The sequence below is a fragment of the Burkholderia anthina genome (genome assembly GCF_001547525.1).
Lineage (GTDB): Bacteria > Pseudomonadota > Gammaproteobacteria > Burkholderiales > Burkholderiaceae > Burkholderia > Burkholderia semiarida.
Map to the genome: position 1 here is coordinate 989026 of NZ_CM003768.1, position 13992 is coordinate 1003017.

At 65.7% G+C, this 13992-nt stretch carries 14 protein-coding genes; 13 read left to right on the forward strand and 1 reads right to left on the reverse strand.

Annotation, left to right across the window (positions count from 1 at the left end; translation table 11 throughout):
- The first annotated feature begins 5 nt into the window (after positions 1–5).
- Both greA and WS64_RS04640 read left to right on the forward strand, forming a co-directional pair.
- Entirely contained in the window at positions 6–482 is a 477-nt protein-coding gene (gene greA, locus WS64_RS04635; protein WP_060965834.1) for a transcription elongation factor GreA, read from the forward strand.
- Between the two features lie 14 nt (positions 483–496).
- Positions 497–955, forward strand: coding sequence for a DUF4149 domain-containing protein (locus WS64_RS04640; protein ID WP_059644220.1), 459 nt, complete (start codon positions 497–499; stop codon positions 953–955).
- A 68-nt stretch (positions 956–1023) separates the two neighbouring features.
- On the opposite strand, the gene WS64_RS04645 is transcribed toward WS64_RS04640, so the two are convergent.
- Complete coding sequence (locus tag WS64_RS04645) at positions 1024–1548, reverse strand: YhbY family RNA-binding protein (protein WP_060965835.1); 525 nt, start codon at positions 1546–1548, stop codon at positions 1024–1026.
- A 193-nt stretch (positions 1549–1741) separates the two neighbouring features.
- Here WS64_RS04645 and WS64_RS04650 point away from each other — a divergent pair, with 193 nt between their 5' ends.
- From WS64_RS04650 to phoR, 11 genes are all read left to right on the forward strand, one after another.
- Positions 1742–2404, forward strand: coding sequence for an RlmE family RNA methyltransferase (locus tag WS64_RS04650; RefSeq protein ID WP_059573872.1), 663 nt, complete (start codon positions 1742–1744; stop codon positions 2402–2404).
- Between the two features lie 165 nt (positions 2405–2569).
- The gene (ftsH, locus tag WS64_RS04655) at positions 2570–4471 is read left to right on the forward strand and encodes an ATP-dependent zinc metalloprotease FtsH (protein WP_059573871.1); all 1902 of its coding nucleotides are present in this window, start codon (positions 2570–2572) and stop codon (positions 4469–4471) included.
- Between the two features lie 28 nt (positions 4472–4499).
- Complete coding sequence (folP, locus tag WS64_RS04660) at positions 4500–5441, forward strand: dihydropteroate synthase (protein WP_060965836.1); 942 nt, start codon at positions 4500–4502, stop codon at positions 5439–5441.
- Between the two features lie 32 nt (positions 5442–5473).
- Positions 5474–6829: a phosphoglucosamine mutase gene (glmM, locus tag WS64_RS04665; protein WP_060965837.1), complete on the forward strand. Its 1356-nt coding sequence runs from the start codon at positions 5474–5476 to the stop codon at positions 6827–6829.
- A 440-nt stretch (positions 6830–7269) separates the two neighbouring features.
- Positions 7270–8304 (forward strand): phosphate ABC transporter substrate-binding protein PstS, encoded by a 1035-nt coding sequence (gene pstS, locus WS64_RS04670; RefSeq protein ID WP_059644229.1) that lies wholly within the window; start codon positions 7270–7272, stop codon positions 8302–8304.
- Positions 8305–8398: 94 nt separating this feature from the next.
- Complete coding sequence (pstC, locus tag WS64_RS04675; protein WP_060965838.1) at positions 8399–9385, forward strand: phosphate ABC transporter permease PstC; 987 nt, start codon at positions 8399–8401, stop codon at positions 9383–9385.
- Positions 9382–10275 (forward strand): phosphate ABC transporter permease PstA, encoded by an 894-nt coding sequence (gene pstA / locus WS64_RS04680; RefSeq protein ID WP_059644232.1) that lies wholly within the window; start codon positions 9382–9384, stop codon positions 10273–10275. Before pstC ends, pstA begins: the two co-directional genes overlap by 4 nt.
- Positions 10276–10290: 15 nt before the next feature.
- On the forward strand, positions 10291–11139 hold the full coding sequence (gene pstB / locus WS64_RS04685; protein ID WP_059644235.1) for a phosphate ABC transporter ATP-binding protein PstB: 849 nt from the start codon (positions 10291–10293) through the stop codon (positions 11137–11139).
- 18 nt (positions 11140–11157) lie between these two features.
- Positions 11158–11862: a phosphate signaling complex protein PhoU gene (gene phoU / locus WS64_RS04690; RefSeq protein ID WP_059573864.1), complete on the forward strand. Its 705-nt coding sequence runs from the start codon at positions 11158–11160 to the stop codon at positions 11860–11862.
- Positions 11863–11893: 31 nt separating this feature from the next.
- Positions 11894–12595: a phosphate regulon transcriptional regulator PhoB gene (gene phoB / locus WS64_RS04695; RefSeq protein WP_006750313.1), complete on the forward strand. Its 702-nt coding sequence runs from the start codon at positions 11894–11896 to the stop codon at positions 12593–12595.
- A gap of 57 nt (positions 12596–12652) precedes the next feature.
- Complete coding sequence (gene phoR, locus WS64_RS04700) at positions 12653–13972, forward strand: phosphate regulon sensor histidine kinase PhoR (protein ID WP_060965839.1); 1320 nt, start codon at positions 12653–12655, stop codon at positions 13970–13972.
- The last annotated feature ends 20 nt before the right edge of the window (positions 13973–13992 follow it).

Sequence of the window (13992 nt, forward strand, 5' to 3'; positions counted from 1 at the left end):
CGTTTATGAGCACCATTCCGTTGACAAAGCGTGGCGCGGAGCAACTGCGCGATGAATTGCAGCGCCTCAAGTCCATCGAGCGGCCGGCCGTGATCAACGCGATCGCGGAGGCCCGCGCACAGGGCGATCTGTCCGAAAACGCCGAATACGACGCAGCGAAGGAAAAGCAGGGCTTTATCGAGGGCCGCATCGCGGAACTCGAATCCAAGCTGTCCGCCGCGCAAATCATCGATCCGACGGTGCTCGACGCCGATGGCCGCGTGGTGTTCGCCGCGACGGTCGAACTCGAGGATCTCGAGTCGGGCGACACGGTCAAGTACCAGATCGTTGGCGACGACGAAGCCGATATCGATCACGGCCTGATCTCGGTCAGCTCGCCGATCGCGCGCGCGCTGATCGGCAAGTCCGAAGGCGACGTCGCGGCCGTGCAGGCGCCAAGCGGCGTGCGCGAGTACGAAATCATCTCGGTCAGCTACATCTGAAGCGGGGCGACGTGATGCCGCATCGCGTGTTCCGTCTGCTGTCGGCCGTATGGGTCGGCAGCCTGCTGACGATCGGGTATGCGGTCGCGCCCGTCCTGTTCAAGACGCTGGAGCGGATGACGGCCGGTTCGGTCGCCGCCCAGCTGTTCCGCATCGAGGCGATCGTCGGCGTCGTGTGCGGCGTGCTGCTGCTCGCGTTGTCGAACCAGCAGGTGCGGCGCGGCAGCAACGAGTATCGCCGCGTGCGCTGGATCGTCGCCGCGATGGTCGTGTGCGTGCTCGTCGGGTATTTTGCGCTGCAGCCGTTCATGAACGCGCTGCGGGTGGCCGCGATGGACGCGGGCACCGATATCGCGAATTCGCCGTATGCGAGCCGCTTCGGGATGCTGCACGGCGTCTCGAGCGTGTTCTATCTCGTCGAGAGCGTGCTGGGGCTGATGCTGGTCTGGCGCCTGCCGGCGCGCGACGCCTGAGCGCTCGTCGTTGCGCGTTGCGCAACGACGGGGCAGGGCGGCACGGGCGTCCGTGCCGCGCAAGCGGTTTACTTGTCCTGGAACGGCCGCTTGGTGCTGGCCTGGCGCTTTTTCGCGCGCTTCACCGTGCCGCCCGCCGTCACGCGCTCGTTGCCGCGCACCGTGACCTTCACCGGCCGCGGGCGGCGCACGGGGCTCGCGTTCGGCGACACCTTGACGACCTTGACGGTGCGCGGCGCGCGGCCTTTCCTGTCGTCGGCGGCTTCCGCCGCGCTCGGCAGCGCGCCGGCACGGCGGCCGCGGGCCGGGGCCGGCGCGGCTTCCGGCCTCCAGATCACCAGCAGCTTGCCGATATGCTGAATCGGGGCCGCGTTCAGACGGTCGCAGATCTCGTCGTAGATTGCGATGCGTTCGTCGCGCTCGTCGCCGAACACGCGGATCTTGATCAACTGGTGCGCGTCGAGGTGCACCTTGATTTCCTTCAGCACGGCGTCGGTCAGCCCTTCGGCGCCGATCAGCACGACGGGCTTGAGCGCATGGGCCTGGGAGCGCAGCGCGGAGCGCTCGGCGGGAGAAAGCGAAAGGGCGGGCATGGAAATGTCCAAATCTAAATAAGGGCGCGCTGACTGAAAAGCGATCGCGGGGCGATACCGCGTCAGCCGTGCGCCGAAACCACGTAAAATCGCGGCTTGGGCCTGAAAAGGGGCCGCAGCCGCGCGAAGAAGACGCGTATTATCCGCTAAAAGCGCGGCTTCACGAAGCAATGGGCAGCAATCTCTCTCTCGAATGGCAAAAAACCGCTTCAACCAGCACTGGCTGCACGACCACATCAACGACCCGTACGTCAAAATGGCGCAGCGGGAGGGCTATCGCGCGCGCGCCGCGTACAAGCTGAAGGAAATCGACGAACAGGACAAGCTGATCCGTCCGGGCCAGGTGATCGTCGACCTCGGCGCCACGCCGGGCAGCTGGAGCCAGTATGCCCGCAACAAGCTCGCGCAGGGCAAGAAGCGCGACGCGGAGCGCGAGGGCGGCATCGACGGCACGATCGTTGCGCTCGACATCCTGCCGATGGAGCCGATCGCAGACGTCCACTTCCTGCAGGGCGACTTCCGCGAGGACGACGTCCTCCACCGGCTCGAGGAGGTACTCGAAGGCCGTGCGGTGGACCTTGTTATTTCCGACATGGCCCCCAACCTCTCAGGCGTGGCGTCGGCGGACGCGGCGCGTATCGAGCATCTCTGCGATCTGGCGCTCGAATTCGCGCAGAACCATCTGAAGCCGGACGGTGCACTGCTCGTGAAGTGTTTTCACGGCAGCGGCTACAGCCAGATCGTCGAGAAGTTCAAACAGCAGTTTAAGGTTGTCGCGCCGCGCAAGCCCAAGGCATCTCGCGACAAATCGTCCGAAACGTTCATTTTGGGTCGGCAGCTGAAGCATCCGCGCTGACGCGCAGGCGCTGCCGCAAACGGGCTCCGGCCCTTGCCGGACAAGCGAAGCGCTATCGCGGCGGTTGTCAATGCTTATGGCAGGGGTGGTCGGACTGGATTAGAATGACCGAGGGGCGCCGCAAGGAAAATGTAGGCGCTCGTCTACGAGTGAAGGAGTGGTGCTTTGAACAACAATATGTTTTCGAAGGCAGCGGTGTGGCTGGTGATCGCACTGGTGCTGTTTACGGTGTTCAAGCAGTTCGACAAGCCCCGCGTCCAGGAAGGCGTGTCCTATTCGCAGTTCATGGACGACGCCAAGAACGGCAAGGTCAAGAACGTCATCGTTCAGGGGCGCAACCTCACCGTCACTCCGGCTGATGGCCAGAAATACCAGATCGTGTCGCCCGGCGACATCTGGATGGTCGGCGATCTGATGAAGTACGGCGTGCAGGTCAGCGGCAAGGCCGACGACGAGCCGAACGCGCTGATGTCCGCGCTGTACTACCTCGGGCCGACGATCCTGATCATCGTGTTCTGGTTCTACATGATGAGGCAGATGCAGGGAGGCGGCAAAGGCGGCGCGTTCTCGTTCGGGAAATCGCGTGCGCGGCTGATCGACGAGAACAACAACGCGGTGAACTTCTCCGACGTCGCGGGCTGCGACGAAGCGAAGGAAGAAGTGTCCGAGCTCGTCGACTTCCTGCGCGATCCGCAGAAATTCCAGAAACTGGGCGGCCGCATTCCGCGCGGCGTGCTGCTGGTCGGCCCGCCGGGTACCGGCAAGACGCTGCTTGCCCGCGCGATCGCGGGTGAAGCGAAGGTGCCGTTCTTCAGCATCTCGGGTTCGGACTTCGTCGAAATGTTCGTCGGTGTCGGCGCGGCTCGTGTGCGCGACATGTTCGAGCAGGCGAAGAAGCATGCGCCGTGCATCGTGTTCATCGACGAAATCGACGCGGTCGGCCGTCATCGCGGCGCCGGCATGGGCGGCGGCAACGACGAGCGCGAACAGACGCTGAACCAGATGCTCGTCGAGATGGACGGCTTCGAGGCAAACTCGGGCGTGATCGTGATCGCCGCCACCAACCGTTCCGACGTGCTCGACAAGGCGCTGCTGCGTCCGGGCCGTTTCGACCGCCAAGTCTATGTCGGGCTGCCCGACATCCGCGGCCGCGAGCAGATCATGCGCGTGCACCTGCGCAAGGTGCCGATCGCGAACGACGTCGACGCGGCGGTCATCGCGCGCGGCACGCCGGGCTTCTCGGGCGCCGATCTCGCAAACCTCGTGAACGAGGCTGCGCTGTTCGCCGCCCGTCGCGGCAAGCGCATCGTCGAGATGCAGGATTTCGAGGACGCGAAGGACAAGATCTTCATGGGTCCGGAGCGCAAGTCGGCCGTGATCCGCGAGGAAGCGAAGCGCGCCACCGCGTATCACGAGTCGGGCCACGCGGTGATCGCGAAGCTGCTGCCGAAGGCCGACCCGGTGCACAAGGTCACGATCATCCCGCGCGGTCGCGCGCTGGGCGTCACGTGGCAGTTGCCGGAGCATGACAACGAGACGTATTCGAAGGATTACCTGCTCGACCGCCTCGCGATCCTGTTCGGTGGCCGGGTGGCCGAAGAGCTGTTCATGAACCTCGTCAGCACCGGCGCATCGGACGACTTCAACAAGGCCACGCAGACGGCGCGCGCGATGGTCGCCCGATTCGGCATGACCGACGCGCTCGGGCCGATGGTCTACGTCGACGACGAGAACGATGCGTCGCCGTTCGGCCGCGGCTTCACGCGCACGATCTCGGAAGCGACGCAGCAGAAGGTCGATTCCGAAATCCGCCGCGTGCTCGACGAACAGTACAACCTCGCGCGCCGCCTGCTCGAAGAGAACCGCGACAAGGTCGAAGCGATGACGGCCGCACTGATGGAGTGGGAGACGATCGACGCCGATCAGATCAACGACATCATGGAAGGTCGTCCGCCGCGCTCGCCGAAGAGCTCGCCGGCTGTCGGCGGCGATTCGTCGGGCGGCGGCAGCGCCGCCGCCGAGGTCAAGCCGGGCACCGCGCCGGCGCCGGCGTCGCCGGCGGCATAATCTCCGCTTTAGCGCCGTATACGGGCTGGTGTGGCTTCACACCGGCCCGTTTTGCATTCATCCACGTCCGTTGCTCGTGTCCGATTCCCCAGTGTCCCCGTTCATTCCCGCGCCGCTCCGGTGCGGCCGCTTCGAACTGACGTTCGAACGCCCGCTCGTGATGGGCATCCTCAACGCCACGCCCGATTCGTTTTCCGACGGCGGCCGCTTCCTCGCGCGCGACGATGCGCTGCGCCAGGCCGAGCGGATGATTGCCGAAGGCGCGGACCTGCTCGATATCGGCGGCGAATCGACGCGCCCCGGCGCACCACCCGTGCCGCTCGACGAGGAACTCGCGCGCGTGATTCCGCTCGTCGAGGCGCTGCGGCCGCTGAACGTGCCGCTGTCGATCGATACCTACAAGCCGGCCGTGATGCGTGCGGCGCTGGCCGCCGGCGCGGACCTGATCAACGACATCTGGGGGTTCCGCCAGCCGGGCGCGATCGACGCGGTGCGCGAGGGCAACAGCGGGCTGTGCGCGATGCACATGCTCGGCGAGCCGCAGACGATGCAGGCCGGCGAACCGGACTACGGCGACGTCGTGACCGACGTACGCGATTTTCTCGCCGCGCGCGCCCAGGCGCTGCGCGACGCGGGGGTGGCGGCGGAGCGCATCTGCGTCGATCCCGGCTTCGGGTTCGGCAAGGCGGTCGTCGACGACAACTATGCGCTGCTGGCCGCGTTGCCGGACACGGCGCCCGCGCGCCCCGACGGGCGCGCCTATCCGATTCTCGCGGGCATGTCGCGCAAGTCGATGCTCGGTGCGGTGATCGGCGGCAAGCCGCCGATGGAGCGCGTCGCGGCGAGCGTCGCGGCCGCGTTGTGCGCGGTCGAGCGCGGTGCCGCGATCGTGCGCGTGCACGACGTCGCGGCGACGGTCGATGCGCTCAAAGTCTGGAATGCCGTGCGCGTAGCCGCGCGGCAACGATAAGCAAGTCAGAAAAACGAAGGAGGAAGGACCCCATGGGACGTCGATATTTCGGCACGGACGGCATTCGCGGCACGGTGGGCGAAGCGCCCATCACGCCGGATTTCGTATTGCGTCTCGGCTATGCGGCCGGCAAGGTACTGGCCGGCTTGGCCGACGTCGCGGCGGGCTCGCGTCCGACGGTGCTGATCGGCAAGGACACGCGCGTGTCGGGCTACATGCTCGAAGCCGCGCTCGAGGCCGGATTCTCGGCGGCCGGCGTCGACGTGATGCTGGCCGGCCCGATGCCGACGCCCGGCGTCGCGTACCTGACGCGCGCGCTGCGTCTGTCGGCCGGCGTCGTGATCAGCGCGTCGCACAACCCGTATCACGACAACGGCATCAAGTTTTTCTCGGCGGACGGCAACAAGCTGCCCGACGACACTGAAGCCGCGATCGAAGCGTGGCTCGACAAGCCGCTCGAATGCGCGGCGTCCGACGGTCTCGGCAAGGCGCGCCGTCTCGACGACGCGGCCGGCCGCTACATCGAATTCTGCAAGAGCACGTTCCCGGCCGCGTTCGATCTGCGCGGGCTGAAGCTCGTGATCGATTGCGCGCATGGCGCCGCGTACCAGATCGCGCCGCACGTGTTCCACGAACTCGGCGCGGACGTCATTCCGATCGGCGTGGCGCCGAACGGCTTCAACATCAACGACGGCGTCGGCGCGACCGCGCCGGACGCGCTGGTGCGTGCGGTGCGGGCGAACCACGCCGATCTCGGCATCGCGCTCGACGGCGATGCCGACCGCCTGCAAGTGGTCGACGCGACCGGTCGGCTGTACAACGGCGACGAACTGCTCTACGTGCTCGTGAAGGATCGGATCGCGACCGACGGCAAGGTCGACGGCGCGGTCGGCACGCTGATGACGAATCTCGCCGTCGAAGTCGCGCTGCAGCGCGAGGGCGTGAAGTTCGTCCGTGCGGCGGTCGGCGACCGCTACGTGCTCGAGCAGTTGCGCGAGCACGGCTGGCAGCTCGGCGCGGAAGGGTCGGGCCACATCCTGTCGCTCGACCGGCATTCGACCGGCGACGGCATCGTGTCGGCGCTGCTCGTGCTGGCCGCGCTGAAGCGCAGCGGCCGCACGCTCGCACAGATGCTCGACGGCGTCACGCTATTCCCGCAGAAGCTGATCAACGTGCGGATGAAGCCGGGCGCCGACTGGAAGGGCAGCGCGTCGATTCGCGCCGCGATCGATGCCGCCGAAGCCGCGCTTGCCGGTAGCGGACGCGTGCTGATCCGCGCATCGGGCACGGAGCCCGTGCTGCGCGTGATGGTCGAAGCGCAGCAGGCGGCCGATGCGGCGCGCCATGCGGAGGCGATTGCCGACGCGGTGCGGGCGGCGACGACCTGATCCATGTCAGCGGCGCGCGGCGGTTCGACCGCCCGCGCGCCGGCTCTGACGAATTTGCGTGCGGCGCCTTCGGGCGCCGTGATTTTGTCGGACGCAAAGGTTTGCCGTACTGATAGAGGTGACCTTCCGCCCGCGCAGTCTTCCGCTCAAATCACGCATCCGACCCCGGAAGCCGGCCTGCCGCCGCGCCCGGCTTCCCGTCCGGCTGACGCCACGCCACGACGCGCCCGCACACCGGTGAAAACAGCGTCCGTCCCGCCCTCCGAGGCAGGCAATTCTTGCCGCCATCACCGCTGCTGCGCCGCCGGCGCGCCACCCCATACTCCCTTTCAACCAGTCATGTTACTGTCACGCCAGTTTCATCGATTGTCACATTACCGTCATGAGCAGCCCCTAACCTTCGCGGTGCCGTAGTCATCCGCTCACACACTGGAGGTCTCATGAAATTGATGCAAACCGCGATTGCCGGCCTGGCTGGCGCGCTTTTCGCCGTCGCCGCCCACGCTGCCGACATCACGGGCGCAGGTAGCACGTTCGCGATGCCGATCTATACGAAATGGGCTGCCGACTACCAGCAGTCCGGCGGTTCGAAGGTCAACTACCAGGGCATCGGTTCGTCGGGCGGCCTGAAGCAGATCGTCGCGAAGACGGTCGATTTTGCCGGTTCGGACGCTCCGCTGAAGGATGAAGAGCTCGCGAAGGAAGGCCTGTTCCAGTTCCCGACGGTGGTCGGCGGCGTGGTGCCGGTCGTCAACGTGCCGGGCGTGAAGGCCGGCGAACTGACGCTGTCGGGCCCGGTGCTCGGCGACATCTACCTCGGCAAGATCAAGAAGTGGAACGACCCGGCGATCGCCGCGCTGAACCCGAAGGTCAAGCTGCCGGATACGGACATCGCCGTGGTCCGCCGCGCCGACGGTTCGGGCACGAGCTTCATCTGGACGAACTACCTGTCGAAGGTCAACGACGAGTGGAAGTCGAAGATCGGCGAAGGCACGACGGTCAACTGGCCGACGGGCACGGGCGGCAAGGGCAACGACGGCGTCGCGGCCTTCGTGCAGCGCCTGCCGGGCGCGATCGGCTACGTCGAATGGGCGTACGCGAAGAAGAACAACATGGTCTACACGGCCCTGAAGAATTCGACGGGCACGGTGGTCGAGCCGAAGACGGAAACGTTCAAGGCCGCGGCGGCAGGCGCGAACTGGTCGAAGTCGTTCTACCAGATCCTGACGAACCAGCCGGGCAAGGAAGCCTGGCCGGTCGTCGGCGCGACGTTCGTGCTGCTGCACGCGAAGCAGGACAAGCCGGAGCAGGGCGCGGAAACGCTGAAGTTCTTCAGCTGGGCGTTCAAGAACGGCGAGAAGGCTGCCGACAGCCTCGACTACATCTCGCTGCCGGCGACGGTCGAGACGGAAATCCGCAAGCAATGGAAGACGAAGGTGACGGACGCCTCGGGCAAGCCGGTCGCCGCCGAGTAAGCGATCCAGCGGTTCGCTGCCCGGCCGCGCCGGTCGGGCAGTGTGTGCGGTAAGGCCGGGCGTCACGGCGCCCGGCGATCCAAAGCAGGCACCCATGTCTGATATTTCATACACGTCCTCACGATCGCCCGACACCGCGCAGCAGCGCGCGCCGAGCCGTCTCGGGGATGTCCTGTTCGGCGGCCTTGCGCGGCTCGCCGCGATCGTGACCCTGCTGCTGCTCGGCGGGATCATCGTTTCCCTGATCATTGCGTCGATGCCGACCATCCAGAAGTTCGGCCTCGGCTTCCTGTGGCAATCCGAGTGGGATCCCAACTCGGACGTTTACGGCGCACTCGTGCCGATCTACGGCACGCTCGTGACGTCGCTGATCGCACTCGTCATCGCGGTGCCCGTCAGCTTCGGCATCGCGCTGTTCCTCACCGAGCTGGCGCCCGTGTGGCTGCGCCGTCCGCTCGGCATCGCGATCGAGCTGCTCGCCGCGATTCCGTCGATCGTGTACGGCATGTGGGGCCTGCTCGTGTTCGCGCCGATCTTCGCCGAATACTTCCAGAAGCCGATCGGCCGCCTGCTCAAGGACGTGTGGGTGCTCGGCCCGCTGACGTCCGGCGCGCCGATCGGCATCGGCATCCTCGCGGCCGGCGTGATTCTCGCGATCATGATCATCCCGTACATCGCGTCGGTGATGCGCGACGTGTTCGAGGTCACGCCAGTGCTGCTGAAGGAATCGGCATACGGAATCGGCTGCACGACCTGGGAAGTGATGTGGAAGGTCGTGCTGCCCTATACGAAGACCGGCGTGATCGGCGGCGTGATGCTCGGCCTCGGCCGCGCGCTCGGCGAAACGATGGCTGTGACCTTCGTGATCGGCAACACGAACCTGCTCGACAGCGTATCGCTGTTCGCGCCGGGCAACAGCATCACGTCGGCGCTCGCGAACGAATTCGCGGAAGCGCAGCCGGGCCTGCATACGTCCGCGCTGATGGAACTCGGGCTGATCCTGTTCGTGATCACGTTCATCGTGCTGTCCATCTCCAAACTGCTGCTGCTTCGTCTCGAGAAGGGAGAGGGCAAGAAATGAGCGAGCCCATCATGAATTTCCCGGGGCCGGACGGCGCCGTGCTCGACGCGATGCGCAACCGCCTGCAGCGCAAGCGCAAGGCCATCAACGCGATCGCGCTCACCGCATCGCTCGCCGCGATGGCATTCGGCCTGCTGTGGCTCGTGTGGATTCTCTACACGACGGTGCACCTCGGCGTCGGCGGCCTGTCGCTGCAACTGTTCACCGAATCGACGCCGGCGCCGAACACGGAAGGCGGCGGTCTCGCGAACGCGATCGTCGGCAGCCTGCTGCTGTGCGGCTTCGGCACGCTGGTCGGCACGCCGATCGGCATCCTCGCGGGCGTCTATCTCGCCGAATACGGGCAGAAGAACCTGCTGGCGAGCACGATCCGCTTCATCAACGACATCCTGCTGTCGGCGCCGTCGATCGTCATCGGCCTGTTCGTGTACGCGATCGTCGTCGCGAAGTCGGGGCGCTTCTCGGGCTGGGCCGGCGTGATCGCGCTCGCGCTGCTGCAGATTCCGATCGTGATCCGCACGACCGAGAACATGCTGAAGCTCGTGCCGAACGCGCTGCGCGAAGCGGCCGTCGCGCTCGGCACGCCGAAGTGGCGGATGGTGCTGAAGATCACGCTGCGCGCGTCGGTCGGCGGGATCGTGACGGGCGTGCTGCTCGCGGTCGCGCGCATTGCCGGCGAAACGGCGCCGCTGCTGTTCACCGCGCTGTCGAACCAGTTCTTCTCGTGGGACATGAGCCAGCCGATGGCGAACCTGCCCGTCACGATCTACAAGTTCGCGATGAGCCCGTTCGCGGAGTGGCAGTCGCTCGCGTGGGCGGGCGTGTTCCTGATTACGCTCGGGGTGCTCGGACTGAACGTCCTGGCGCGCTCGATCTTCTCGAAAAAGTAACGGCGGAGCAATCCGATGAATATGGCAGAAAGCCACCTGAATCCCGTCGAGCGCACTGCTGCGCCCGCCGGCACGCAAGACGCGGCGCACGGCCGTCCGCTCGCGCCGCTGAACGCGAAGATCGAGGTCAACAACCTCAACTTCTTCTACAGCAAGTTCCACGCGCTGAAGAACATCAACCTGCGCATTCCCGAAGGGAAGGTGACGGCGTTCATCGGCCCGTCGGGCTGCGGCAAGTCGACGCTCCTGCGCACGTTCAACAAGATGTTCGCGCTCTATCCGGAGCAGCGCGCCGAAGGCGAAATCCTGATGGACGGCGAGAACCTGCTGACGACGAAGCGCGACATCTCGCTGCTGCGCGCGCGGATCGGCATGGTGTTCCAGAAGCCGACGCCGTTCCCGATGTCGATCTACGACAACATCGCGTTCGGCGTGAAGATGTTCGAAAAGCTCACGCGTTCGGAAATGGACGACCGCGTCGAGTGGGCGCTCACGAAGGCCGCGCTGTGGAACGAAGTGAAGGACAAGCTCGGCCAGAGCGGCTACGGGCTGTCGGGCGGCCAGCAGCAGCGCTTGTGCATCGCGCGCGGTATCGCGATCCGGCCGGAAGTGCTGCTGCTCGACGAGCCTTGCTCGGCGCTCGACCCGATCTCGACGGGCCGCATCGAGGAGCTGATCGCGGAGCTGAAGAGCGACTACACGGTCGTGATCGTCACGCACAACATGCAGCAGGCCGCGCGCTGCTCGGATTACACGGCCTACATGTACCTGGGCGAGCTGATCGAGTTCGGCGAAACCGAAAAGATCTTCATCAAGCCGGTGCGCAAGGAAACGGAAGACTACATCACCGGCCGTTTCGGCTGATGACGGAGAACAACAGTCATGTCGGATAAACATCTGTCGAGCCAGTTCGACGCGGACCTGAATGCCGTGTCGTCGAAAGTGCTGGAAATGGGCGGACTCGTGGAGTCGCAGATCGTCGGCGCGATGCACGCGCTGAACGAATTCGATCGCGAGCGGGCCGAGAAGGTGATCGCGGCCGAGGAAACGCTGAACGCGATGGAAGTGGAGATCGACCAGGAATGCGGCAACATCATCGCGCGGAGGCAGCCTGCCGCGCGTGACCTGCGTCTTTTGATGTCGATTTCGAAAACGATTACGAACCTCGAGCGCGCCGGCGACGAAGCGGAGAAGATCGCGAAACGCGTGCGCCGCCTGATCGACGAGCCGGCCGCGCGCACGGTCAACATCGCCGAGATCAAGGTGTCGGGCGAGATGGCCGTGACGATCCTGCGCCGTGCGCTCGACGCGTTCGCGCGCCTCGACACGGTGGCCGCCGCGCAGATCGTCAAGGACGACAAGGAGATCGACCAGGAATTCCGTGCGTTCGTGCGCAAGCTCGTGTCGTACATGCAGGAAGACCCGCGCACGATCTCGGTCGGCCTCGAATACCTGTTCATCGCGAAGGCGATCGAACGGATCGGCGATCACGCGAAGAACATCGCCGAATTCATCATCTACATCGTGAAGGGCACCGACGTGCGGCACCAGCCGCGCGACACGCTCGATCGCGAAGCCAACAGTTAATCGACTCCGTACAGGAAGAACAGAGGTGCCGATGCCCAGCAACATTCTCGTCGTTGAAGATGAGCCCGCGATTTCCGAACTGATCTCGGTGAATCTCCAGCACGCCGGTCACTGCCCGATCCGCGCGTACAACGCCGAACAGGCGCAGAACCTGATCAGCGACGTGCTGCCCGATCTCGTGCTGCTCGACTGGATGCTGCCGGGCAAGTCCGGTATCGCGTTCGCGCGCGACCTGCGCAACAACGAACGGACCAAGCACATCCCGATCATCATGCTCACCGCCCGCGGCGACGAGCAGGACAAGGTGCTCGGCCTCGAAATCGGCGCGGACGACTACGTGACGAAGCCGTTCTCGCCGAAGGAGCTGATGGCGCGCATCAAGGCCGTGCTGCGCCGCCGCGCGCCGCAGCTGACCGAGGACGTCGTGTCGATCAACGGGCTGCGGCTCGATCCGGCCACGCATCGCGTCGCCGCGCACGGGGACGGCAGCGAGATCAAGCTCGATCTCGGCCCGACCGAGTTCCGCCTGCTGCATTTCTTCATGACGCATCCGGAGCGCGTGCACAGCCGCACGCAATTGCTCGATCAGGTGTGGGGCGACCACGTGTTCGTCGAGGAGCGCACCGTCGACGTCCACATCAAGCGATTGCGCGCGGCCTTGAAACCGGCCGGCTGCGATGCGATGATCGAAACCGTGCGCGGCAGCGGCTACCGCCTCGCCAAGCACGCGTAACGTACTCGGGCGTGCCGTGTGCCGCGGCATGCCGTTCATTCTTTCGGACGCTGAATCATGAACATCATCTGGGCGCGCTTTCTGGTGTCGCTCGTGCTGCTCGTGCTGATCGGCGTATTGGTCGGCGTGTTCGCCGGCCCGACCGTGGGCCTCGTGTTCGTGGTCGTGATGCTGGTCGCGCAGGGCTTTTTCAGCACCTTCCATACGCAGCGTCTGTGGCGGCTGCTCGATGCGCCGGTCTACGGCGAAGTGCCGAGCGCGCCGGGCATCTGGGGCGAGATCTACTACCGGCTGCACAAGCTCGCGAAGCAATGGCATGCGCAGGTTCGGCAGGTCGAACAGCAGCACTCGCGCTTCATCCAGGCGATCCAGGCGTCGCCGAACGGCGTCGCGATGCTTGACGACCACGACCAGATCGAGTGGTGCAACGCGATCGCCGAAGTCCATTTCGGCCTCGATGCGAAGCGCGACCTGCGCCAGCACATCACGAACCTCGTGCGTCATCCCGATTTCGTCCGCTACCTGAATGCGCAGCACTACGAGGACACGCTGCTGATGCGCGGCATGGGCGACTCGCGGCAGAACGTGCTGGCCGTGCAGGTGTTTCCGTACGGCGAGAACCGCAAGCTGCTGCTCACGCAGGACATCACCGAGCTCGAGCGCACCGACGCGATGCGGCGCGACTTCGTCGCGAACGTGTCGCACGAGCTGAAGACGCCGCTTACCGTGCTGTCGGGCTTTCTGGAGACGATGCGCGAGCTGCCGCTGAACGAGGAGGATCGCGCGCGCTATCTCGACATGATGGAGCAGCAGGCGTCGCGGATGCGGCACATCGTGACCGACTTGCTGGTGCTCGCGAAGCTCGAAGGCGAGAGCAAGCCGCCGGTCGATCGCGCGATCGACATGCGGGCGGTGTTCGACCATCTGAAGGAAGACGCGCGGACGCTGTCGAACGGGCATCACGACATCACGTTCTCGATCGACGAGACGCTCGGGGTCACCGGTGCGCAGACGGAGCTGTTCAGCGCGTTCGCGAATCTCGTCACGAACGCGATCCGCTATACGCCGGACGGCGGCAAGATCGCCGTGTCGTGGCGGCGCGACGGCGCGCAGGGCGTGTTTTCCGTCACGGACAGCGGCTTCGGGATTCCGGCCGCCGATCTGCCGCGGCTCACCGAGCGCTTCTACCGGGTCGATCGCAGCCGTTCGCGCGATACGGGCGGCACGGGCCTCGGGCTCGCGATCGTCAAGCACGTGCTGCAGCGGCACGACGCGCATCTGTACGTGCAGAGCGAGGAAGGGCGCGGCAGTACGTTCACCGCGCGGTTCCCGGGCTCGCGCGTCATCGCGATCCGGCCGGCCGCTTACGAAGCATGATCGCGTAGCGGCCCGGCATT

Excerpts from the sequence above, each read along its gene's own strand:
- phoR (WP_060965839.1), top strand. The coding sequence starts at position 12,653 with ATGAACATCATCTGGGCGCGCTTTCTGGTGTCGCTCGTGCTGCTCGTG.
- WS64_RS04650 (WP_059573872.1), top strand. The coding sequence starts at position 1,742 with ATGGCAAAAAACCGCTTCAACCAGCACTGGCTGCACGACCACATCAAC.
- WS64_RS04640 (WP_059644220.1), top strand. The coding sequence starts at position 497 with ATGCCGCATCGCGTGTTCCGTCTGCTGTCGGCCGTATGGGTCGGCAGC.
- pstB (WP_059644235.1), top strand. The coding sequence starts at position 10,291 with ATGAATATGGCAGAAAGCCACCTGAATCCCGTCGAGCGCACTGCTGCG.
- pstC (WP_060965838.1), top strand. The coding sequence starts at position 8,399 with ATGTCTGATATTTCATACACGTCCTCACGATCGCCCGACACCGCGCAG.
- pstS (WP_059644229.1), top strand. The coding sequence starts at position 7,270 with ATGAAATTGATGCAAACCGCGATTGCCGGCCTGGCTGGCGCGCTTTTC.
- greA (WP_060965834.1), top strand. The coding sequence starts at position 6 with ATGAGCACCATTCCGTTGACAAAGCGTGGCGCGGAGCAACTGCGCGAT.
- WS64_RS04645 (WP_060965835.1), bottom strand. The coding sequence starts at position 1,548 with ATGCCCGCCCTTTCGCTTTCTCCCGCCGAGCGCTCCGCGCTGCGCTCC.
- phoB (WP_006750313.1), top strand. The coding sequence starts at position 11,894 with ATGCCCAGCAACATTCTCGTCGTTGAAGATGAGCCCGCGATTTCCGAA.
- glmM (WP_060965837.1), top strand. The coding sequence starts at position 5,474 with ATGGGACGTCGATATTTCGGCACGGACGGCATTCGCGGCACGGTGGGC.
- pstA (WP_059644232.1), top strand. The coding sequence starts at position 9,382 with ATGAGCGAGCCCATCATGAATTTCCCGGGGCCGGACGGCGCCGTGCTC.
- phoU (WP_059573864.1), top strand. The coding sequence starts at position 11,158 with ATGTCGGATAAACATCTGTCGAGCCAGTTCGACGCGGACCTGAATGCC.